Source organism: Psychromonas marina (assembly GCF_030161115.1).
Lineage (GTDB): Bacteria > Pseudomonadota > Gammaproteobacteria > Enterobacterales > Psychromonadaceae > Psychromonas > Psychromonas marina.
In genome coordinates this window covers 449934-473081 of record NZ_BSPQ01000001.1, presented here as the reverse complement: position 1 = coordinate 473081, position 23148 = coordinate 449934, and the positions used below count along the sequence as shown (strand labels likewise).

Below are 23148 nucleotides of genomic sequence, written 5' to 3'. Positions count from 1 at the left end.
ACTGCATTCCCATCTAAATGTTCTATTTTCTTCTTAATTTAAAGCCGTCATATATCCGTCACTTATAATCTATAAGGTGATGTTTTGTGCATTTTAAAAGAAATTAGCAACTCATTCTATTTTCACATTTTTCAGGGTTACTATGACGACAAAATATATTTTCGTAACGGGTGGGGTTGTTTCTTCACTTGGTAAGGGTATTGCAGCAGGTTCACTGGCTGCTATTCTAGAAGCACGCGGTCTTGATGTTACGATTTTAAAACTTGACCCATATATTAACGTTGACCCTGGCACAATGAGTCCAACACAGCACGGTGAAGTATTTGTGACTGATGATGGCGCAGAAACCGATCTTGACTTAGGTCATTACGAGCGTTTCGTACGCACCAAAATGACTAAGCGTAATAACTTTACAACGGGTCGAGTGTACTCTGAAGTATTAGCGAAAGAGCGTCGTGGTGACTACCTTGGTGCTACGATTCAGGTTATCCCGCATATCACTAACGAAATTCAAGAGCGTGTTATTGCTGGTGGCGAAGGCCATGATGTTGCTATCGTTGAGCTAGGTGGCACAGTAGGTGATATTGAATCACAACCATTCCTTGAGGCAATTCGTCAGTTAGGCCTTAAAGTAGGTCCTGAAAATGCAATGTACATGCATTTAACACTGCTTCCTTACCTTAAAACGGCAGGTGAAGTGAAAACTAAACCTACACAGCATTCTGTAAAAGAGCTGCGTAGTTTAGGTATTCAGCCTGATATCCTGATTTGTCGTAGTGAAGTAAGCTTCCCTGCAAATGAGCGCGCGAAAATCGCATTGTTTTGTAACGTACAAGAAAAATCTGTAATTTCACTGCGTGACGTTGACTCTATCTACAAAATACCTGCGCTATTAAAAGCACAGGGCTTAGATGAAATCTGTGTGAAACGTTTTGGTTTAAACTGTCCTGAAGCTGATTTAAGCGAATGGGAAAAAGTAGTTTCTGAAGAAGCAAACACGTCAAGCGAAGTTGTTATCGGTATGGTTGGTAAATATATCGAACTACCTGATGCTTACAAATCAGTGAATGAAGCACTAAAACATGGCGGTCTTAAAAACGCTGCAAAAGTTAAAATCAAATACATTGATTCTCAAGATGTTGAAATTAAAGGTGTTGAAATACTTGAAGGTGTTGACGCAATCTTAGTACCTGGTGGCTTTGGTGAGCGCGGTATTGAGGGTAAAATCTTAGCAGCTAAATATGCACGTGAAAACAACGTACCTTACTTGGGCATCTGTTTAGGGATGCAAGTTGCGTTAATCGAATACGCTCGAAATGTTGCAGGTCTTATCAATGCACATTCAACAGAGTTTGACCCTAAAACAGAGCAACCAGTTGTTGGTTTGATCACTGAGTGGATTGATAAATCGGGTGAAGTTGAACAACGTACTGAATCTTCTGATCTAGGTGGCACAATGCGTGTAGGCGCTCAGAAGTGTCACTTAAAAGCGGGTTCTAAAGTATTAGAAATGTACGGTAACAAAGAAATTTTTGAACGTCACCGTCACCGTTATGAAGTAAACAATAACTTGTTACCTATTCTGAAGAAAGCAGGATTAGAAATTACTGGTTTATCGGAAGATAAAAAATTAGTAGAGATTATTGAAAATCCAAATCACCCTTGGTTCGTTGCTGCTCAGTTCCACCCTGAGTTCACATCAACACCACGTGATGGACATCCTTTATTCAAAGGTTTCATAAAATCTGCGATAGATCATCAACAAGGTCGATTTAAATAGTTTTTGTTGACACAGCATCAAATTTTATTAGAAACTTACGCAATAAAGTGTGACTTAGTTACGGTCTAGATGGGCCGTAACAAACTAGCAAAATGTAATAGAAGACAAATTTTTAAACTTAATTTTAAAATACTAAAGGAAACATTATGTCTAACATCGTAAAAGTACTTGGTCGTGAAATCATGGATTCACGTGGTAACCCAACTGTAGAAGCTGAAGTTCATCTTGCTGACGGTTCTATCGGTATGGCTGCTGCTCCATCTGGTGCGTCTACTGGTTCTCGTGAAGCACTTGAATTACGTGACGGCGACAAAGCACGTTACCTAGGTAAAGGCGTTCTTAAAGCAGTTGCTGCTGTAAACGGCCCAATCGCTGAAGCACTAGCTGGTAAAGATGCATTAGCACAAGCTGAACTTGATCAAATCATGATCGACTTAGACGGTACTGAAAACAAAGCTCTATTTGGCGCAAACGCTATTCTAGCTGTTTCTCTAGCTGCTGCTAAAGCTGCTGCAATCTCTAAGAAAGTTCCTCTTTACGCTCACATTGCTGACTTAAACGGTACTTCTGGTGTTTACTCTATGCCTCTTCCAATGATGAACATCATCAATGGTGGTGAGCACGCAGATAACTCTGTAGACATCCAAGAATTCATGATCCAACCTGTTGGCGCTGCTAACTTCCGTGAAGGCCTACGTATGGGTGCTGAAGTATTCCATAGCCTTGCTAAAGTACTTAAAGCTGACGGTCACTCAACTGCTGTTGGTGATGAAGGTGGTTTCGCTCCAAACCTTGAGTCTAACGAAGCTGCACTTGCTGCAATCAAAGTTGCTGTTGCAAACGCTGGTTACGAGCTAGGTAAAGACATCACTCTAGCGATGGATTGTGCTGCATCTGAGTTCTACGACAAAGAAGCAAACATCTACGATCTTAAAGGTGAAGGTAAAAAATTCACTTCAGAAGAATTCAACTTCTTCCTACAAGAGCTTACTGAACAGTACCCAATCGTTTCTATCGAAGATGGTCTTGACGAGTCTGACTGGGATGGTTTCGCACACCAAACTAAACTAATGGGTGATAAAATCCAATTAGTTGGTGACGATCTATTCGTAACAAACACTAAGATTCTTAAGCGTGGTATCGACAACGGTATTGCTAACTCAATCTTAATCAAGTTTAACCAAATCGGTTCTTTAACTGAAACTTTAGCTGCAATCAAAATGGCTAAAGACGCTGGTTTCACTGTTGTTATCTCTCATCGTTCAGGCGAAACTGAAGATGCAACAATTGCTGATCTAGCTGTTGGTACTGCTGCTGGCCAAATCAAAACTGGTTCATTAAGCCGTTCTGATCGTGTTGCTAAGTACAACCAACTTCTACGTATCGAAGAAGCTCTTGGCGCTGCTGCACCATACAACGGTCTTAAAGAAGTTAAAGGTCAGTAATTTTTACTGAATTTTAAACCTTAAGATTTAAATCCTCGCTTATGCGGGGATTTTTTTTGTCTGTCGATTGGTAATTAAAGGCAAAAGCAACAAGTTGCTTAAATCGTGTTGCAGCTCTTTATTAACTACGGGCAACCAACTTCTACGTATCGAAGAAGCTCTTGGCGCTGCTGCACCATACAAGGGTCTTAAGGTCGTTAAAGGTTAAGTGAATACTGAGTTTTAAACCTTAAGATTTAAATCCGGGGATTTTTTTGCCTGTAGAAAAGTAGCTGCGAGTATCGAGCCACGAAATTTGCAGCTCGCAGCCTGTGTTTTAAATCCTCACTTCGGTAGGGATTTTTTTCCTGTGGAAAAGTATCTGTGAGCCACTAAGTAGCCTGTGATTTAAATCCTCACTTCGGTGTGGATTTGTATTGCCTGCTGGAAAATAGCTGCGTGCTTCAAGTCACTAGTTGCGAAACCCAATTGGTCTTCGAGATTCGTTACTCGAAGTTCATACCCGAAGCGGCAAATTAGGTTTAATCACAGTCTTCGTATATATTGTAGATAAAGTGTGCAACGGCATTAATATTCAAGGAGTTGTGATTGATAAATTCAATTGGTATTTACAAAGACGCAGAACAGAAATGCTCCCCTTATTTTAATCATCGCCCAGAGGGGGTTCAAATCAGTTTGCTCGTTATTCATTGCATTAGCTTACCGGAGGGTGTTTATGGTGGAAAACAGGTTGAGCAACTCTTTACTGGCTGCTTAGACTGTAATGAACATGAGACCTTTGCCGATTTAAACGGACTTGAAGTTTCAGCGCATTGTGTGATTCGTCGAGATGGCCATGTTGAGCAATATGTTCCCTTCGTAAAGCGTGCTTGGCATGCGGGTGTCTCTCGCTTTAACAATGTAGAAGCGTGTAATGATTACTCGATTGGTATTGAGTTAGAGGGCACTGATAAATCTGAATATACACAGGCGCAATATATGGCGTTAGCTAAACTGACTGATTACTTAATTTATCATTATCCGCAGCTAACTAAGCAGCGAATTACGGGCCATAGTGATATTGCTCCGGGTCGTAAAAATGATCCCGGAGAGTGCTTTGATTGGCAACATTACTTTAGCTTATTAGATTAAAGCAAGCCGCCTTAAGCTAATAGTTTTTGCAGTTGTAAACGTAGCTTTTCTATTTTTTCTCGTTGCTTGTTTTCACTGTCACAGTTTGCCAGCACATAATCAATGGTACTTAACACCGTCCGCCAACGCGGTGTTTTAGGTAACGTCTCAATATGTAGATATTTATCCAATGTACGTGTTTGTAATGTGCTTCTATCTAAATAAACTTTCCATAATTGGCTTTGTTCGGCAAGTTCAAATTTAGTTTTCCCACTTTCTTGCTCCCAGTAGTCCATCACTTGGGTCATTATATTGACCAACAATTCTCGTTTGAGTCGCTTTTTATCATTACCTGAACCTTTTGCTTTATCCGCTAAACGAGTGAACTCTCCACCTAGCTCTTTGAGTATTTGTAACTGTTCGCTATTACCGTCAAATGCATAACTAGAGAGCGCATCAACTGCCTTTTCAAGGTTATTAATACGCTGTGCATCATAACTGTTGTCGGTACAAAAAATGATCAGTGAGTGCAAGCCTGACTGTGTAGGCAGTGGAATAATAGTCGCTTCTACTTTGGTTACTTTACCCTCTATGTAGATATCAAGTTCATTAATATGTTGCTCTTGGAGTTTTAAGCTGCGCTTTATGAGAATATCTTCAAGGTTATAATGTGCTAACTGCTGTGGGCTACGTTTGAATAATTTGCCGGCATTATGATTGGCAAAATGTATTTTTTCATCGTAACGAATACATAAAATCGCATCTGGACTATGTTCAAGCAGGGTGAAAAGGTGTGCTTGTGTTCCCTGTAAGCAAGCTTCAACTAATTGATGCTCTTTTACTGTCTTTTCTAGGTGAATATTTTCATTGCTTAGCGCCTGTGCTTTAGTCGCCTGCATATGTGCAGTAATACGAGTCGTTAACTCTTTTTGGTTAAAGGGTTTATTAACATAATCATTGGCGCCAGCTTCAAAGCCACGCACTCTGTCCTTACTTTGATTAAGTGCGGTAAGCATAATAATCGGTAGTTCGAATTTATCATGTTTTTTACGAATAGCTTTGCAAACTTCATAACCGCTCATGCCTGGCATCATGACGTCGAGTAATAGAAGGGCTGGTTGCTCTTCAGTGATAAGCTGTAGAGTTTCTTCTCCGTTAGTCGCCGTTTTAACGCGATATCCTGCTAAGCGTAAAAAGCTCACTAATACTTGTAAATTAACCGCTTCATCATCGGCAACGATCAGCAGTGGGGCATTAGGATTAATCGGTAACGAGTCAGTGGTAACATTTATTTGCTGATAGGGTGCCGGCGCTTGAAAGTGTTGCGTATGCGTTAAATTAATATCTCTACTCTCTGATTCTGAAGCAACCGGCAGGGTAAAGCTAAAAGTGGTGCCGATGTGTTGTTGGCTACTGACATGTAAGCGACCTCCCATCAATTCAATAAGTTGGCGACTGATTGATAAGCCTAGCCCTGCACCTTGTCGATAATAGGGGCTATCAACGCTTGCTTGGCTTAAGGGCTCAAATATTTGTTCTAGCTGCGCGGCATCAATGCCTTGTCCCGTATCAATCACTTGTACTTGAATTTTATCATCAAGTTGCTTTGAACAGATGATGATCTTACCTTCCGTTGTGTATTTTATCGCATTGCCAATAAGGTTATATAAGACCTGTTCAAGGCGCTGTTCATCGGCAATAACTAGCCCTAGATCTTCTGGTATTTGATTGATAATACGTAATGGTTTGTTTTCAAGTAGATGTTTTGATAATTCCAATACGAGATGAACGGCTGAAGAAAGGTCAACGGCACTGTTATTAATATGAAGATTTCCATAACGAATTTTATGATAATCAAGAAGATCATCAACAAGGTTAGCTAAGCGGTGCCCACTATTATTAATTATTTCAAGTTGATACTGTTGTTCTGTCGTTAAATTACCATAAGCACCTGATTTTAAAGTTTCAGTGATACCTAACATGCCATGTAATGGGGTGCGTAGTTCGTGTGATGTCGTCGCTAAAAACTCATCTTTAAGTTTATCAGTTAGTTGTAAGTCGTTGTTCTGTTGCTGGATAAGGGTAAGGTTGGTCTCTAACTCCGCTTTTTGTTCATTAATTAATTGCAGCTTCTCTCGGATAGATCGTTTCATCCGTGCAAAACTAATCGCTAAGCGACCAATCTCATCACTGCGTTCGGTACCATTGACGCGTTGATTAAGATCGCCTGCGGCAATACGTTCAGCGATCCACGCTAAATTTAAAATAGGTGCCGTAATCGAGTTAGATAGATAGTGTGATGCGATAGCGACCATCATAAGTGCAACAAGCAGGGTAAAAATAAATATTTTTTCAAGTTGTCTAATGCGTGCATAAGCAATTTTTTCAGGTAACTCAATCGCCAGTGCCCAGGTTTTGTTTTGAATGGTTATAGGAGTAAATGCAGCTAATACATTTTCACCTTTACTGTTTTCAAAGCTATCGACTGATGTAAAGCCATGGATAGCTTGTTTAATACTTGCTTCTTTTATCTTTAACGCTTCATTGTCTGCCAATCGGATACGCGATATTGATTGCATATCCGTCAGGATTGTATCCATTTTCCCTCTGTTGTCTTTGTTTAACAGTGTTGTTAATTTATCGTTATTTAACTTAAAGAAAACAAAACTATGCAGAAAGCCTCGTTCTGCAATAGGTGCTGCAAACCAAGCTATTTGTTCACCTTGTTGTTCATTAAAGTCAGAAAAAACAACCGGTATATTTTTCTCATTACTCTCTTTAACTTGCTCAGAAACGCTTATAAAGGTATTGGCTAAGGCGCTTCCAATTAGTTTTTTGTTATTAAGGTTACTGCCATAGTCGATGTTTTTCTTTACCGAATAAACAACAGTACCCTCTAAGCTGACCAATAAAATGTCATCAAAGTCAGAGTTCGCAAGTAGGTCAATGTAGCGATGGTGATAGCGTTTGTGGATTAATCGATAGCGTTCGCTGCCCATATAGTTAGGTGATGTATTATCTATGACGCTGTTTTTAACATCGCCACTTCCCACTACATAGCGTTTCTTTGCATGGGACTGCGCTTCTTTTTCATCGCTACCCAAATGATCAAAAGCAGCAACAAGACCATAAAATCGCCCCCCACTAGCGATACCTAATTCCGATCGTGCAAAGCTACGTACTTTCGATTCTTGGCTTTGGAAGTAGTTTTGGATTTGCAGCGCTTGATTATCGCGTAGCGCGGTGAGTTGAAGTTTACTTTGCTCAGTGAGGTCTTGGCTTTGTGTATAAAGAAAAAACAGTGAAATGAGTGTGAGCGGAATAATACTTAAAGCAAGAAAAGCGAGCATCACGGTATTTTTAAGTTTTTTAGTATGTTGTGTTTTATACATCTTCAATAAGCCAAGTGGTTAAACTAAATAGGAAAAGAGAACGTTTTTTAAATATTGTTGTTGTACTTTTGCACTAATAATATGCTGCAAATAAAGTGCTTTTTAGCGTGCGTTTTTACTTTTTGTTACACTAAATTAAGGCTAAATTTAGCACGATTTAAGCTTAAACCTCAGTTAATTGATGTTTTCGTTAAGACTATTTCATAAACTGAGAGCAGTGTCACAACGAATCGGCAAAACTTTATTTTTTTAAAAATAAGTAATTTTTTTTCATTTCCAAATTAGCTGCTATTTTACAACCTGTTGATTTTAGTGTGCATTTTGAATTTCACCTTTCTTTTTACTTCTTTTGTGGTGTGAATTAAAGGTGATCTGTCGCATAAAAAATGGTCACTAAATAGTGATTTTGAAAATAAGGAATTGACGTTTTTAACGTATATACGGATTAAATTGACGTTTTTCACGGAGCGGGCTGTTGACTGGCATTGGTCGCTGTAGTCTTCTTGTTAGCAGAAGCCACGCACCAAAATTTTTTTATCTATTAACGTGTTGGTTTTAAATCTACTTGTTTCTGGCTTCCTGTTTATGAATAAGCAGGGTTAGATAACAAATATTAATTGTTAAAATAATAGTAAGGATTACTAAATGTTTGCCAATTTTAAGAAAACGAAAATAACAGCCCTCGTATTAGCCGCATCAGCGACATTAGCACCTCAGGTTGCCGTTGCAAAAAGTGAAGTAACAATCGTTCCTGATTTTTACCCTACTTTAATTCGTAACTTTAACCCGTTCTTAGCAACGAACCTACGTACAACCACTGACTTTATCTACGAGCCAATGGCTGTATTTAATGAAATGAAAGGTAATACTCCGGTGTTTCGTCTAGCAACAGGTTTCGAAATGTCAAAAGACTTGATGTCTGTTACATTTGATATCCGTGAAGGTGTTAAATGGTCTGATGGTGAAAAATACACTGCAGATGATGTTGTTTACACATTCAACCTTCTTAAAACTAAGCCTGGTCTTGATCAAACAGGTGCAAACAAAGTGGTCACAGCCGCTAAAAAAATCAATGAATATAAAGTTGAGTTTACGTTAACTGAAGCAAATTCAAACGCACCTTACGATATTGTTAAAGTACCTGTTGTACCACAACATATCTGGTCAAAAGTTGATAAGCCAGAAGAGTTTATGAATGAAAACCCAGTCGGTACAGGTCCGTTCACTGCGATTGAAACATTCACACCGACACTCTATGTTCAATGTACAGAAGCAACTTACTGGGATGCTGAGAATCTGAATGTAGATTGTATCCGTATGCCACAAATTGCGAACAATGATCAGTTCCTTGCTAAAGCAATTAATTCTGAAATCGATTGGTCTTCATCTTTCATTCCAGATATTGATAAAACCTACGCGTCTAAAAACCCTAACCACAAATACTGGATGACGCCAGCGGGTACACAAGCATTTGTTGTTAACTTCAACAACCCGGATGCTGCGAAAAACGAAGCGTTAACTAACGTTGACTTCCGTCGTGCATTCTCAATGGCGATTGACCGTCAAACAATTATCGACATCGCATTTTACGGTGCAGGTGTAACGAATGACTTCGCATCGGGTCTTGGTTACGCATTTGAAGCTTGGTCGGATGAAGCGGTTCATAACAAATACAAAAAATTCAACACTTACAACATCGATGGTGCTAAAGCGTTATTGGCTAAAGCAGGCTTCAAAGACGTAAATGATGATGGTTTTGTTGATACGCCATCGGGTAAGTCTTTTGTTCTTGAAATTCAATCTCCAAACGGCTGGTCTGATTTCAACAACACGGTACAACTTGCTGTTGAACAACTAGAAGAAGTCGGCATCCAAGCTAAAGCGCGTACACCTGATTTCGCTGTATACAACAAAGCGATGCAAGATGCGACTTACGACGTAGCTTACACAAACTACTTCCACGGTTCAGACCCATACACATACTGGGATAGCGGTTATAACTCTAAATTCCAAAACTCTGCATCGCCACGTTTTGCAATGCATCACTGGAAAAATGAGGAAGTTGATTCGTTATTAGGTAGCTTCTACAAAACAGCTGATAAAGCAGAACAGATGAAAATTGCTAATCAAATTCAAGCAATTATCGCGGAGAATCAAGTAACGATTCCTGTTATGTCTGGCCTGTACGGTTTCCAATACAACACAGGACGTTTCACTGGTTGGTGGAATGAGAAAAACCCAGAAGGTCGCCCAATGATTTGGGCTGGCATTCCTGAGCGTCTACTCCAAGTATTAGACTTAAAACCAGCTAAATAAGCGGTTTTCGAAAGGCACACATTGTGTGCCTTTTTTAATTGAATGTCTTTATGTTACGGGTTTGTTAATTTGTTGGTGATTTGTAGGTTTGTGCACAGAGTGCTGCGCCTTTCTCCTTCCCGGTTTTTATTATTATTGTTATGACTCATTAGGTCGTAATTCATATTCCATTACTCCGTAATCAGTACGAATAAAGTGATGGATTATTAAGGTGTAAGTTATGGGGTTTTTCTTAAGACGATTATCGTTTTACTTTATTGCGTTGCTATTTGCGGCAACCTTAAACTTTATTATTCCGCGCGCGATGCCTGGTGACCCAGTTACCATGATGTTCGCGAATGCAACCGTGCAGGTTACTCCTGAGCGTATTGCAGCGATGAAAGAACTATTGGGCTTCGTTGATGGTCCGTTGATCGTACAGTTTGGTATGTACATTAAAAGCGTATTAACTTGGGACTTAGGTGTCTCAGTGCAGTTCTACCCATTATCAGTAAACACGGTATTAGGTAATGCAGTTGGTTGGTCACTGTTTTTAGCGGGTAGCGCGGTACTTTTATCGTTCACACTCGGTTCTGTATTAGGTATTTTTGCGGCGTGGACACGTGGCAGTAAATTCGATGCGATTATCTCCCCTGGGATGTTGGTCTTCCAAGCGGTACCGCAGGTGGTAACCGCCATGCTGCTGATGTTTGTGTTCGCGGTGGGCTTGCAGTGGTTCCCAACCGGTTACGCATACTCGCCAGGGTTAACGCCTGACTGGACTAGCTGGGAATTCTTAAAAAATGTTGCTTATCATGCCGTGTTACCACTAATCGGTGCATCAATCGTGCAAATCGGTGGCTTCTTAATTGCAATGCGTAACAACATGATCAACTTACTCGGCGAAGATTACATCACGATGGCCAAAGGTAAGGGATTAAGCGAAAACCGTGTGGTATTTAACTATGCAGCACGTAATGCAATGCTACCAAGTGTTACCGCTCTTTCAATGTCTTTAGGGATGGCGATTGGTGGTCAGATGATTATCGAAATTATCTTTAACTACCCGGGTCTTGGCACGGTGCTACTTAATGCGATTAATGCACGTGATTACCAAGTACTACAAGGTCAATTATTGGTAATGACGCTATTCATGCTGTTCTTCAATTTACTAGCCGACATGCTTTATGTATTGCTAGATCCTCGCCTACGTAAGGGAGCATAAAATCATGAAAGGTATCTTTAATTTATTAATGAATAACCCGAAGGCACTGTTTGGTTCGGTTATTTTATTTATGTTTATTTTTGTCGCGGTATTTGCACCGCTATTAACTGACCATGTACCTAACAAGCGTACCGGTAAACCACACGAATACCCAAGCCCTATTGTGAAAATAGCACAAGCTTATCCAGATGGTTGGGTTGCTGAAAACTTAGCTGATGACAAACGTACGATGTTGATGTCAAAAGATGCAGAGCATGTTTTAGGTACAACACGTATGGGACGTGATATCTGGGCGCAACTTGCATACGGTGCGCGTGTTTCTCTGGGTGTAGGTTTTGGTGCTGGTATTGTTGTGTGTTTCTTAGCAACGGTTATCGGTATTTCAGCGGGTTACTTTGGCGGGCGAGTCGATGATATTTTATCTGCAGCGATGAACGTCATGTTAGTTATTCCGCAGTATCCATTGTTGTTTGTATTAGCTGCATTTATTGGTGAGGCAGGGCCATTAACCATTGCCTTAATTATCGGTTTCACTTCCTGGGCATGGGGGGCACGTGTCATACGTGCGCAGACAATGGCATTAAGTGAAAAAGAGTTTGTAAAAGCAGCGGAAGTATTAGGTGAGTCACGTTTGCGCATTATCTTCATTGAGATTTTACCAAACCTTGTCTCAATCGTGGGTGCAAGTTTCATCGGCTCTGTGATGTACGCAATCATGATGGAAGCGACTATCTCGTTCTTAGGTCTTGGTGACCCAGGCACAATCAGTTGGGGCATCATGCTTTATAACGTACAAACATCATCTTCAATTTTAGTCGGAGCGTGGTGGGAACTATTAGCACCGTGTGGGGCATTGATTACGCTTTCAATTGGTCTTGCAATGCTTAACTTTGCAGTGGATGAAATTGCAAATCCACAACTACGTTCAAACCCAGGTATGAAACGTTTTGAGAAGATGCAAAAAGCGGACAAAAAAGCACGTGCTGCACATGTTCAAGCAGAAGTACCGCATTTCCCGGGTGAACAAGACTTAGCAAAGGACGCAAGATAATGACGACTCCTCAAATTTCAATTCGCAACCTTTGTGTTGATTACATCACTGCTGATGGTGATGTACGTGCTGTAAACGATGTTAGTTTTGATATCGGTAAAGGCGAAGTATTTGGTCTAGCTGGTGAGTCTGGCTGTGGTAAATCAACGATTGCATTTGCCTTAATGCGTTTACATAAGCCACCTGCATTTATCAGCGCGGGTGAAGTTTATTTTGCTGATGAAAACGGCAAAATGAATGACATCATGCAGCTTAGTGACGGTGAGATGACGGTATTTCGTTGGAGCCAAATGTCGATGGTATTCCAAAGTGCAATGAATGCATTAAACCCAGTTATCCCGATTGTTGATCAGTTTACTGATGTGATCATGCGTCATACCGATAAAAACAAGTATGAAGCGGTGAAACGTGCTGAGCAGTTATTGCAAATTGTTGATATTCATCCTAACCGTTTATCGGATTACCCACATCAGTTCTCTGGTGGTATGCGCCAACGTTTAGTGATCGCGATTGCATTAGCGCTTAATCCCAAATTGATCATTATGGATGAACCAACTACGGCGTTAGATGTTGTTGTGCAACGTGAGATTTTACAAAAAATCTATGCGTTAAAAGAAGAGTTTGGTTTCTCTATTTTGTTCATCACCCATGATTTGTCGTTAATGGTCGAGTTCTCGGATCGCATCGGCATCATGTACTCAGGACAATTAATTGAAGTGGCGAGTGCACAGGATATTCTTAAAAATCCGTACCACCCCTATACGCATGGTTTAGGCAGTTCTTTCCCATCGTTAACAGGGCCTAAAGCGGCATTAATTGGTATTCCTGGTAATCCACTTAACCTGTTAGATATTCCAACAGGGTGTCGTTTTCAGGCGCGTTGTCCGCGTGTTGAAGAAGTATGTCGCACGACGGCTAACCCATTACGTCAAATTGAAGCTAATCATATGTCTAACTGTCATTTAGCCGTTGCAGGTGAAGCGATTAAGTTCGTTGAGCTAGAAACTGCATAACGACGCATTTATGCCTGTTACTTAAGCGGCAGGCACAGTTAGATTTAGAAGGAAAAAATTATGAATGAAAAATATGGTGAGTTACTGATTGAAGGCAAGAATATTGTTAAAGATTTCAAAGTCAGTAGTAATGCTTTAAAGCAACCAATGATGCGCGCATCAAATGATGTGTCGTTCAAAATGTATAAAAGTCGTGGTATGGCAGTCGTGGGCGAGTCTGGTTCTGGTAAATCAACTATCGCGAAAATGATCGCTAAAATGTACGCGCCGACCAGTGGTGAAATTTTATACCGCGGTCGTGATATTCAAAGCATTAAGAAACATTCTGACCTAATGAAATACCGTGAAGGTGTGCAGATGGTATGGCAAGACCCGTTTGGTTCTTTAAATCCAACGCATAATATCTTTCATCATATTGCGCGTCCGTTAAAAATCCATAAAAAAGTAACACCGGGCAATAAAAAAGAGCTTGAAGAAAGGGTGTATGACTTGCTTGAGCAAGTGGGTCTGATTCCACCTAAAGAAACGGCTGCTAAGTACCCGCATCAGTTATCTGGAGGTCAGCGTCAACGCGTAAATTTAGCGCGTAATATCGCAGTAGGCGCTGAAGTCGTATTAGCGGATGAACCAACATCAATGTTAGACGTTTCTATTCGAGCAGGTGTTTTAAACCTGATGGAAGAGATGAAAACTGAGCGTGAAATGTCATTGCTTTACATCACCCATGATATTGCAACAGCGCGTTATATTGCTGAAGACCTATGCGTAATGTATGTCGGTCACATGGTTGAATGGGGCGATACCGATGAGATTATTCATCGACCACAACATCCATATACCAAGCTATTAGTCTCGGCTGTGCCAGATCCAAGTAAATCGATTCACACCAAACTTGAAGGCAATAACGGTGATATTCCACTTTGGACACCAGACTCTCTTGGTTGCCCATTTGCTGGCCGTTGTTTGCATGCTACGCCTCGTTGTAGTGATGAGTTGCCGGGCGTGACTAAATTAGCTGATAACCATTTTGTTCGTTGTCATTTACACGATCAGTAGGTGCATGTGCCACTCAACTCTCCTGTGAGTGGTCTGTAAATATCCCCTGGTGAATTGCCAGGGATATTTTTAAGGAATTAAGTGAAATTACTTAGCAATCATATCGGTTATGAGCGTGTTGGACCTAAGCAAGCTGTCTTGCAAACAACGACACACCTCAACGTACCCTACATAGAGTTAGTATCCGTAATCAGCGGAGAAGTATTACAACACCTGCCCATTTTATTGTCTGGGCGCGTTGACCAATGGTCATTAGGCATTTTTTATAGCATTGATTTTTCTGAATTTACAACGGCCGGTCGCTATTTCTTACGTGTTGAACATGTCGAAAATGACGTGCAATATAAGGCACAATCACATCCTTTTGAAATAGCTGATGGGCTATTAATGAGAGATTGTTTTTCAGACCTGTTGAATTACTTTAAAGGCCAACGTTGTAGCGGTATTTTTGATCAGCAAGATAAGCAATCTAGCCTGTTTAATAGTGATAAAAAAGTTGATGTACAGGGTGGTTGGTATGATGCATCGGGTGATGTTAGTAAATATTTTAGTCACCTCTCTTATGCAAACTATATGAACCCACAACAGATTCCGATGATTGTATGGAATATGTTGAAGGGCTTAGATCTATTAACAACCTGTTCTGATTTTCCTCAGTATTCAGCCTTAAGATTAAAAGAAGAAGCGCTTTTTGGTGCTGATTTCCTGATGCGTATGTGTAGTGAAGAGGGCTATTTCTACATGACCGTCTTTGATCAATGGAGCAAAGACCCTACGCAACGTGAAATCTGTGCTTATGAAAAACAATCCGGTGACAAAACATCAGATTACCAAGCGGCATTTCGCCAAGGTGCGGGGATTGCTATTGCTGCATTAGCGTCAGCATCTCGACAACCTATTGGTGGTGAATTCAGCGCAACGCAGTATTTAGCTACGGCTGAAAAAGCCTATTGGCATCTTGTTGAGTGCAACATAAGTTACTGTGATGATGCTGTAGAAAATATTATCGATGAGTATTGCGCGTTAATCGCAGCGGTAGAGCTTTATAAAACCACGTCTGAAGATAACTATTTACAGCAAGCACGCAATTGGGCTGGAAAGTTAACCTTGCGCCAGCAATCAGATGATTCACAACAAAATTTCTGGTCTGCAAATAGTGACGGTTCTCGCCCATATTTTCATGGCGCTGAAGCGGGACTACCAGTGATTGCATTGCTTCAATATTTAGACATTGAAACAGAATCGCAGTATCAACAAAAAACACAACAGGTGATCACTAATGCACTGCAATTTGAGCTGGCTATTAGCGCTGAAGTGTTTAATCCATTCGCTTACCCAAGACAATATGTAAAAGGCGTCAATGAAGCTAAACGCAGTGCCTTTTTTATCAGTCAGGATAATGAAAGCGGCTATTGGTGGCAGGGCGAAAATGCACGTTTAGGCTCATTAGCAACGATGGCTCTGTTAGCTAAAAAGTATCTTAACGATCCTAAATTAATCACTTCACTTGAAGGTTATGCTCAGTCCTCACTGAACTGGATTGTAGGTCTCAATCCTTATGATATGTGCATGTTAGAAGGGGCTGGTTATAACAACCCTGATTATTTACCAGAACTTGGTTTTTTTAATGCCAAAGGCGGTATTTGTAATGGTATTACAGCGGGTTTTGATAATGAAAGTGACATCGCTTTTAAGCCTGTTGACCAAGCTGACGATATGCAACAAAACTGGCGCTGGGGTGAGCAATGGATTCCCCATGGCGGCTGGTTCTTGCTTGCGATTATGACCCAATATAGTACGGAGCAGAATTAAATGAATAAAATTTCGCTTCAACTTACTGTGTTAAATAGCCAGCAAAATTTAATGCAATTAACTCTTAATAACCTCACCGATGCACCTATTCAGGATTGGTTATTAACATTGGATTTTGCCCGTTTTATAGAGCCTGAGACACTGAGCAAAGGCAGTGTGCTACAAGTAGGTACTTACACAAAAATAAAACCTATACAGTCTGAAAGCATTGAAGGGCAAGGCATGTACCAGATAACCTTCAATATAAAGTCAGCACCGCTGACAAATTATGAATGTGATATCCGTGAAGCTTATTTAAGCGCTGCAGACGATAACTTCGTTGCGCAACATCATGCTGATATTTTGCAGATTAAATTGCAGTTAGATGAGCAACAGCCCATTGACAAAATAACAGCAGAAGCGGCTGATATTGCAGTTATTCCCAAGGTTAATTCTCTGAAAGTGCATGATGGTGAATTTGTAATAAGTGCCCAACTCGCTTATTCCGTTTGTGCACAATTAGCGCAAAACGATCACGCTACAGCAGCCATTAATTGGTTAATGTGTGAGCTTAGTTATGCGACCCAATTAACGGCTGATAATAATGCACAATCAAATTTAAGATTGTTAGATGATAGTGATCTTGCTGATGGTGAGTATGCACTTACCGTGGACGATTCAGGCGTTACCCTTAAAGCATCCACTGCCTCTGGTTTCATTCATGGCGCTGCGACACTGTTGCAACTGGTTAAAACAAGTGAGGGGGCTCAATACGTAATAAGTTGTGTTGAGATAAGCGATAAACCTCGTTTTGGTTACCGTGGTTTGATGTTGGATTGCTCGCGTCACTTTCACTCGATTGCGACGGTAAAACGTCTTATTAATCAGATGGCACATTACAAGTTAAATCACTTCCATTGGCACTTTACCGATGATGAAGGCTGGCGTTTAGAAATTAATGCTTTCCCACAATTAACTGAGATTGGCGCATGGCGTGGGCCTGGTACACAACTTGATCCTCAATTTTCACATCTTACTCAGAAGTATGGTGGTTTTTATACTCAGGAAGAGGTTAACGAGGTGATTGAATATGCCAGCCAACGTGGTATCACGATTGTGCCTGAAATTGATATTCCGGGGCATTGCCGCGCGGCGATTAAGTCGTTGCCTGAATTGTTAGTTGATCCTGATGATGGATCACAATATCGCAGTATTCAAGCTTACACAGATAATGTGTTATCACCGGCTTTAGCGGGAACTTATCATTTTTTAGATACCGTTATTGATGAAGTCTGTGCACTGTTTCCTGCGCCCTATGTACATATCGGTGCTGATGAAGTGCCAAAAGGTGTGTGGGAAAAAAGTGCTAAATGTCAGCAATTAATGGCTGAACAGGGTTATGAAAATGAGGTTGAACTGCAAGGTCATTTATTGCGTCATGTAGAAAAACGTTTAAAGCACAATGGCAAACGCATGTTTGGTTGGGAGGAAGTTAAATTCGGTGACAAAGTCAGTAAAGAGACCGTGGTCTGCTCTTGGATTAGCGAAGAAGCAGCCCTTGCGTGTGTTCAGGATGGTTATGATGTGCTGTTACAGCCAAGTAAATATACCTACTTCGACCTTGTGCAAGATTATGCCGCAGATGAAGCTGGGGTAGATTGGGCGGGGGCATTACCGTTACAGGTTGCTTATCAATATGAACCATTAGCGGCACTAAATCAAGACTCACCATTACGCCAGCATATTCTTGGTGTTCAGTGTGCTTTATGGTCTGAAGTGGTGTTAAACCAAGATCGTATCGACCATATGTTGTTCCCGCGTTTATTGGCTAATGCAGAGGTATCGTGGTCAGCCGCTAAGGATAAAAACTGGGATGATTTTTGTGGGCGTTTAGAAGGGCAAAAGCAATACTTTAAACGTAACAAAATCAATTATCGTCATTTTTAAGACATTCGAAAATTTAAAGAATTAGCAATAACAATAAAGTTTGTTTAAACCATGCCATTCAATAAGGCATAACACTTCAATTTTAATGAAAATGTTTCATAACAATGTAAGGAAATAGAATGAAATACGGTTTTTTTGACGATGCAAACAGAGAGTACGTAATTACACGTCCAGATACACCTGCGCCATGGACTAACTATTTAGGTACTGAAAAATTTTGCACCGTTATCTCTCATAATGCTGGTGGTTATTCTTTCTACAACTCGCCAGAGTATAATCGTGTTACGAAATTCCGTCCAAACGGGGCCTTTGACCGTCCTGGGCATTACGTGTATTTGCGAGATGATGAAACGGGCGATTACTGGTCTATCTCATGGCAGCCTGTTGCAAAAAGTTTAGAGGAAGCGAACTACGAAGTTCGCCATGGCCTTTCTTACTCTAAATTCAAATGTGAATACAACGGTATCACGGCAACTAAAACATTATTCGTACCAAAAGGCGAAGATGCAGAAGTTTGGGATGTTACGATTGAAAATACGGGCGATAAGCCACGTACAATCTCTGCATTCTCATTTGTTGAGTTCTCTTTCTCACACATTGAATCAGATAACCAAAACCACCAGATGTCTTTGTACTCTGCGGGTACTTCATACAACGATGGCGTATTAGAATACGATCTTTACTACAACACCGATGATTTCGAAGGTTATTACTACCTAGCATCTACTTTTGACCCAGATTCATACGATGGTCAACGTGATGCATTCTTAGGTCGTTACCGCGATGAAGCAAATCCAATTGCTGTGGAAAATGGTCGATGCTCTAACTCTGCACAAACCTGTAATAACCACTGTGGTTCTTTACACAAGCAGTTCGTTATCCAGCCTGGCGAAAAAGTACGTTTCGCATTTGTATTAGGCCTAGGTAAAGGCAACGGCGATCGTTTACGCAAGAAATACCAAGATATAGCAAATGTTGACGCTGCATTCCAAGGCATTCTTGATCACTGGGAAGAGCGTTGCAGCAAGTTTCAGGTTAAATCACCTAATGCTGGCCTTGATTCAATGATCAATACATGGACGTTATATCAAGCTGAAACCTGTGTTGTATGGTCTCGTTTTGCTTCGTTCATCGAAGTGGGAGGGCGTACTGGACTTGGTTACCGTGATACTGCACAAGATGCTATCTCTGTGCCGCATTCAAATCCGACAATGACGCGTAAGCGCTTAGTTGACTTATTACGTGGTCAAGTTAAAGAAGGTTACGGTTTACACCTGTTTGATCCAGATTGGTTTGATCCAGATAAAAAAGACGTTGTACCGTCTAAATCACCAACAGTTGTTCCAACACCTTCTGACGATGACAAAATTCACGGCATTGAAGATACTTGTTCAGACGATCATTTATGGATCGTACCTACGATTTGTAAGTATGTGATGGAATCAGGTGAAGAGAGTTTCTTTGATGAGGTGATTCCTTACGCTAATGGGACAGAAGCATCTGTCTACGACCACATGAAAGCGGCGTTAGATTTCTCTGCTAAATACGTAGGTCAAACGGGTATTTGTAAAGGTTTACGTGCCGATTGGAATGACTGTCTAAATCTTGGCGGCGGTGAGTCTGCGATGGTTTCTTTCCTGCATTACTGGGCACTTCAAGAGTTCTTAGATCTTGCTAAACACTTAGGTAAAACAGATGACGTTGCTAAATATACTGCAATGGCTGAAGGCGTGCAAAAAGCCTGTGAAGAAGTACTTTGGGATGACGAGGGTGGTTGGTACATCCGTGGTCTGACTAAAGATGGCGATAAAATTGGTACCGCACAACAAACAGAAGGGCGTATTCACTTAGAGTCGAATACCTTAGCCGTACTTTCAGGCGCAGTTTCACAAGCGCGTGGTGAGCGTGCAATGGATAGCGTTGATGAGCACTTGTACTCTGATTACGGTTTGCACTTAAATTCGCCATCATTCACAACGCCTAATGACGACATCGGTTTTGTTACTCGTGTATATCCGGGCATTAAAGAAAATGGTGCGATTTTCTCACATCCAAACCCATGGGCTTGGGTTGCTGAAGCAAAATTAGGTCGTGGCGACCGAGCGATGAAATTCTACGATGCACTTAACCCGTATAACCAAAACGAAAACATTGATTTACGTGTGACCGAACCTTACTCATACGTACAGTTTATTAATGGACGTGATCACCAAGATCATGGCCGTGCTAACCACCCATGGTTAACCGGTACATCTGGTTGGGCTTACTTTGCTGTGACTAACTTTATTCTTGGCGTGCGTTTAAGTTTTGATGGTTTAGTGATTGATCCCTGTGTTCCAACGGACTGGCCTGGCTTTGAAGTTCAACGCGAATGGCGTGGTGCTAAATTCAATATTGAAGTTAAAAATCCAGATAATGTCAGTAAAGGCATCAAATCTATTACTTTAAATGGTGTTGCTGTTGATGGTGCCATTACTGCGCAAGCAGAAGGGTCTGTTAACCAGGTCATCGTGGTGATGGGGTAAAAGGTAACAATTAATTGCTGTCTGTGTGGGTGCTTGAACCACACCCACACGGATAGCGATTGATTTTATAAAGGGAGCTTCGGCTCCCTGTTTCAGTAGAAGATAGTCAGTACAAATTACTCAAAATATATGGAGATTAAAAATGGTTAAGTTCGGAACAGGTGGCTGGCGCGCAATTATTGGTGATGAATTCACTAAAGATAATGTCTGTTTAGTAGCACAATCTGTCGCAAATATTATGAATAATGAAAATGTGCAGGATAAAGGTTTTGTGGTGGGTTATGACCGTCGTTTTCTGTCTGATAAAGCATCAAAATGGTTTGCTGAAGTATTAGCGGCCAACGGCATTAAGGTGAGTTTTATTGATCGTTTTGTACCGACTCCGATTGTGATGTACAAAGCCAAAGAGATGGGGTGTATCTATTCTGCCTGTATTACCGCGTCTCATAATCCGCACGATTACAACGGTATTAAAGTGTTTATTGAAGGTGGCCGCGATGCGGATGAGTTGATCACTCAAAAAATAGAACAGCAGATGCCTGAGATTAAAGCAGGTAGCATTAAAGCGCTTGATTTTGATAAAGCCGTTGAAGCGGGCAAGATTGTGATTATCAATCCAATGAATGACTTTGTTGATTCAGTATTGGCGTTATTAGATGTTGAAGCAATTAAGCAAGCGAGTTTACGTGTGTTAATTGACCCGATGTTTGGCGTGGCGAAAAATGCATTACAAACAGTATTAATTACCGGACGTTGTGATGTTGATGTGATTAATGATGGCGAGAACCCTTGTTTTGGTGGCTTAATGCCTTCTCCCTCTGCGGCGACGCTTTACCAACTTAAGCACCTTGTTGTGCACGGTGGTTACGATGTTGGTATTGGTACTGATGGTGATGCAGACCGTATTGGTATTATTGATGAAAAGGGTAACTTTGTTCATCCTAATGAAATTCTTATCCTGCTTTATTATTACCTGATCAAATATAAAAAACAGAAAGGTTCAATTGTACGTAATATCGCAACCACACATATTCTTGATAAAATAGCCGCGGATCATGGTGAAAAATCCTTTGAAGTACCGGTTGGTTTCAAACATATCAGTTCACAAATGGAAGCGGATGATTCATTAATTGGTGGTGAAAGTTCAGGTGGTTTAACGATTCGTGGTCACATAAAAGGTAAAGACAGTGTCTTTGCAGCGAGCTTGTTAGTAGAGATGATTGCTGTAAGCGGTAAGAAAATTTCTGAGTTACTTACAGAGATATACGAAAAATATGGCTATACCTATACCGCTGAAGGCGACTGTACCTTCAAAGCGGAAGAAAAAGCGGTTATCTACCATAAAATTTATGTAGAGAAGTCTCTGCCTGAATTTGAGTATGAGATCGATAAGGTAAGTTACGCTGATGGGCTTAAAGTTTATTTTAAAAACGGTGGTTGGATGATTGCCCGTTTCTCTGGTACTGAGCCTTTATTGCGTATTTTTTCTGAGATGGAAAATCAAACCATTGCGGAAGGAATTGTCGTTCAAATGAAGCAGTTTTTAGCGCTTTAATAAGACAGCTATCAGTTTTAAGCTGATAGCTGATTTTTAATGCTAATGATGTTTAAACTTGCTCGCAGCTGAAGTTTAAACATCCGCTTCAAACCGCGGCTAGCGTGATTCGCTACCAAAACCAAGCTGATAGCTTAATGCTATTTTTTTGCTTCCTCTCGATCCATCTTTTTAAGCATCTTTTTGAGCATAAAGCTGACACCAATAAAGGCAAAACTTGCCGTTACCATGGTGGATGCGCCAAAACCACTCGCACAATCCATCTTCATATTGCCATCTGATTCTGCTTTCTCTTTACACACTTCCCCATTCAGATCAGGGTAACTAAGTTGCTCAGTTGAGAAAACACAATCGATATGGAATCGTCGTTTTACATTCTTACTGAAATTGAAATGACGACGTAATTCAGAACGCACTTTTGCTGCCAGTGGATCTTGGATTGTTTTGGCTAAATCGGTTACTTGTATTTGGGTTGGGTCAAGCTGTCCGCCTGCGCCACCACAAGTCAGTAACGGGTATTTATTACGCTTACAATGAGCGACTAACGCTACTTTAGCATGAATGCTATCAATGGCATCAAACACATAATCCATATCACTTGAAAGGTATTCAAAGCAGTTCTGCTTATCGATAAAATCATCAATACAGTTAACAACAATGTCAGGATTAATTTGTCTACAACGATCTGCCATCACCTCTATTTTTTGTTTACCAACGGAGTCGGTTAGCGCATGTACTTGACGATTGATGTTGGTAACACAGAGGTCGTCCATATCGATTAAGGTGAGTTTACCGATACCTGAACGAGCCAATGATTCCACTACCCAAGAACCAACACCACCAATGCCGATCACACATATATGACTGTTTTTAAATCGTTCAAGTGCCGTTGTGCCATATAAGCGTTTAATACCGCCAAAGCGTTGTTCGTATTGTTCAGTCATAGTTTAACTCTAGATCATT

Annotated in this window: 14 protein-coding genes; 12 read left to right on the top strand and 2 right to left on the bottom strand. The window is 40.8% G+C overall.

Going from position 1 to position 23148, the window contains the following annotated elements:
• Window positions 1-142 precede the first annotated feature (142 nt).
• The 3 genes from pyrG (at window position 143) to ampD (ending at window position 4356) form a co-directional block, all read left to right on the top strand.
• Window positions 143-1780: a CTP synthase gene (gene pyrG / locus QQK09_RS02310; RefSeq protein WP_284202495.1), complete on the top strand. Its 1638-nt coding sequence runs from the start codon at window positions 143-145 to the stop codon at window positions 1778-1780.
• Window positions 1781-1926: 146 nt separating this feature from the next.
• Window positions 1927-3225, top strand: a complete 1299-nt coding sequence (gene eno, locus QQK09_RS02305; protein ID WP_284202494.1) for a phosphopyruvate hydratase — start codon at window positions 1927-1929, stop codon at window positions 3223-3225.
• Window positions 3226-3813: 588 nt separating this feature from the next.
• Window positions 3814-4356, top strand: a complete 543-nt coding sequence (gene ampD / locus QQK09_RS02300) for a 1,6-anhydro-N-acetylmuramyl-L-alanine amidase AmpD (protein WP_284202493.1) — start codon at window positions 3814-3816, stop codon at window positions 4354-4356.
• An 11-nt stretch (window positions 4357-4367) separates the two neighbouring features.
• Here the strand turns inward: ampD and QQK09_RS02295 are convergent, their stop codons facing one another.
• Complete coding sequence (locus tag QQK09_RS02295; RefSeq protein WP_284202492.1) at window positions 4368-7727, bottom strand: response regulator; 3360 nt, start codon at window positions 7725-7727, stop codon at window positions 4368-4370.
• 645 nt (window positions 7728-8372) lie between these two features.
• On the opposite strand from QQK09_RS02295, the gene QQK09_RS02290 reads away from it, so the two are divergent.
• The 9 genes from QQK09_RS02290 to QQK09_RS02250 all read left to right on the top strand — a co-directional run bounded on the left by QQK09_RS02290 (window position 8373) and on the right by QQK09_RS02250 (window position 22185).
• On the top strand, window positions 8373-10043 hold the full coding sequence (locus QQK09_RS02290; RefSeq protein WP_284202491.1) for an ABC transporter substrate-binding protein: 1671 nt from the start codon (window positions 8373-8375) through the stop codon (window positions 10041-10043).
• Between the two features lie 220 nt (window positions 10044-10263).
• A complete protein-coding gene (locus QQK09_RS02285) occupies window positions 10264-11247 on the top strand; it encodes an ABC transporter permease (RefSeq protein WP_284202490.1) in 984 nt (327 codons plus the stop codon).
• 4 nt (window positions 11248-11251) lie between these two features.
• Window positions 11252-12298 (top strand): ABC transporter permease, encoded by a 1047-nt coding sequence (locus tag QQK09_RS02280; RefSeq protein WP_284202489.1) that lies wholly within the window; start codon window positions 11252-11254, stop codon window positions 12296-12298.
• A complete protein-coding gene (locus QQK09_RS02275) occupies window positions 12298-13311 on the top strand; it encodes an ABC transporter ATP-binding protein (RefSeq protein ID WP_284202488.1) in 1014 nt (337 codons plus the stop codon). The genes QQK09_RS02280 and QQK09_RS02275 overlap by 1 nt, the downstream gene beginning before the upstream one ends.
• A gap of 60 nt (window positions 13312-13371) precedes the next feature.
• Window positions 13372-14367: an ABC transporter ATP-binding protein gene (locus tag QQK09_RS02270; protein WP_284202487.1), complete on the top strand. Its 996-nt coding sequence runs from the start codon at window positions 13372-13374 to the stop codon at window positions 14365-14367.
• An 81-nt stretch (window positions 14368-14448) separates the two neighbouring features.
• Complete coding sequence (locus QQK09_RS02265; RefSeq protein ID WP_284202486.1) at window positions 14449-16179, top strand: glycoside hydrolase family 9 protein; 1731 nt, start codon at window positions 14449-14451, stop codon at window positions 16177-16179.
• On the top strand, window positions 16180-18105 hold the full coding sequence (locus QQK09_RS02260; protein ID WP_284202485.1) for a beta-N-acetylhexosaminidase: 1926 nt from the start codon (window positions 16180-16182) through the stop codon (window positions 18103-18105).
• 119 nt (window positions 18106-18224) lie between these two features.
• Window positions 18225-20630, top strand: a complete 2406-nt coding sequence (locus QQK09_RS02255) for a glycoside hydrolase family 94 protein (RefSeq protein WP_284202484.1) — start codon at window positions 18225-18227, stop codon at window positions 20628-20630.
• 142 nt (window positions 20631-20772) lie between these two features.
• Complete coding sequence (locus QQK09_RS02250) at window positions 20773-22185, top strand: phosphoglucomutase/phosphomannomutase family protein (RefSeq protein ID WP_284202483.1); 1413 nt, start codon at window positions 20773-20775, stop codon at window positions 22183-22185.
• A gap of 140 nt (window positions 22186-22325) precedes the next feature.
• Here QQK09_RS02250 and tcdA read toward each other — a convergent pair whose 3' ends face one another.
• Complete coding sequence (gene tcdA / locus QQK09_RS02245; RefSeq protein WP_284202482.1) at window positions 22326-23129, bottom strand: tRNA cyclic N6-threonylcarbamoyladenosine(37) synthase TcdA; 804 nt, start codon at window positions 23127-23129, stop codon at window positions 22326-22328.
• Between the last annotated feature and the right edge of the window lie 19 nt (window positions 23130-23148).

Excerpts from the sequence above, each read along its gene's own strand:
- QQK09_RS02280 (WP_284202489.1), top strand. The coding sequence starts at position 11,252 with ATGAAAGGTATCTTTAATTTATTAATGAATAACCCGAAGGCACTGTTT.
- QQK09_RS02285 (WP_284202490.1), top strand. The coding sequence starts at position 10,264 with ATGGGGTTTTTCTTAAGACGATTATCGTTTTACTTTATTGCGTTGCTA.
- eno (WP_284202494.1), top strand. The coding sequence starts at position 1,927 with ATGTCTAACATCGTAAAAGTACTTGGTCGTGAAATCATGGATTCACGT.
- pyrG (WP_284202495.1), top strand. The coding sequence starts at position 143 with ATGACGACAAAATATATTTTCGTAACGGGTGGGGTTGTTTCTTCACTT.
- QQK09_RS02275 (WP_284202488.1), top strand. The coding sequence starts at position 12,298 with ATGACGACTCCTCAAATTTCAATTCGCAACCTTTGTGTTGATTACATC.
- QQK09_RS02260 (WP_284202485.1), top strand. The coding sequence starts at position 16,180 with ATGAATAAAATTTCGCTTCAACTTACTGTGTTAAATAGCCAGCAAAAT.
- QQK09_RS02295 (WP_284202492.1), bottom strand. The coding sequence starts at position 7,727 with ATGTATAAAACACAACATACTAAAAAACTTAAAAATACCGTGATGCTC.
- QQK09_RS02290 (WP_284202491.1), top strand. The coding sequence starts at position 8,373 with ATGTTTGCCAATTTTAAGAAAACGAAAATAACAGCCCTCGTATTAGCC.
- QQK09_RS02270 (WP_284202487.1), top strand. The coding sequence starts at position 13,372 with ATGAATGAAAAATATGGTGAGTTACTGATTGAAGGCAAGAATATTGTT.
- tcdA (WP_284202482.1), bottom strand. The coding sequence starts at position 23,129 with ATGACTGAACAATACGAACAACGCTTTGGCGGTATTAAACGCTTATAT.
- QQK09_RS02250 (WP_284202483.1), top strand. The coding sequence starts at position 20,773 with ATGGTTAAGTTCGGAACAGGTGGCTGGCGCGCAATTATTGGTGATGAA.
- QQK09_RS02255 (WP_284202484.1), top strand. The coding sequence starts at position 18,225 with ATGAAATACGGTTTTTTTGACGATGCAAACAGAGAGTACGTAATTACA.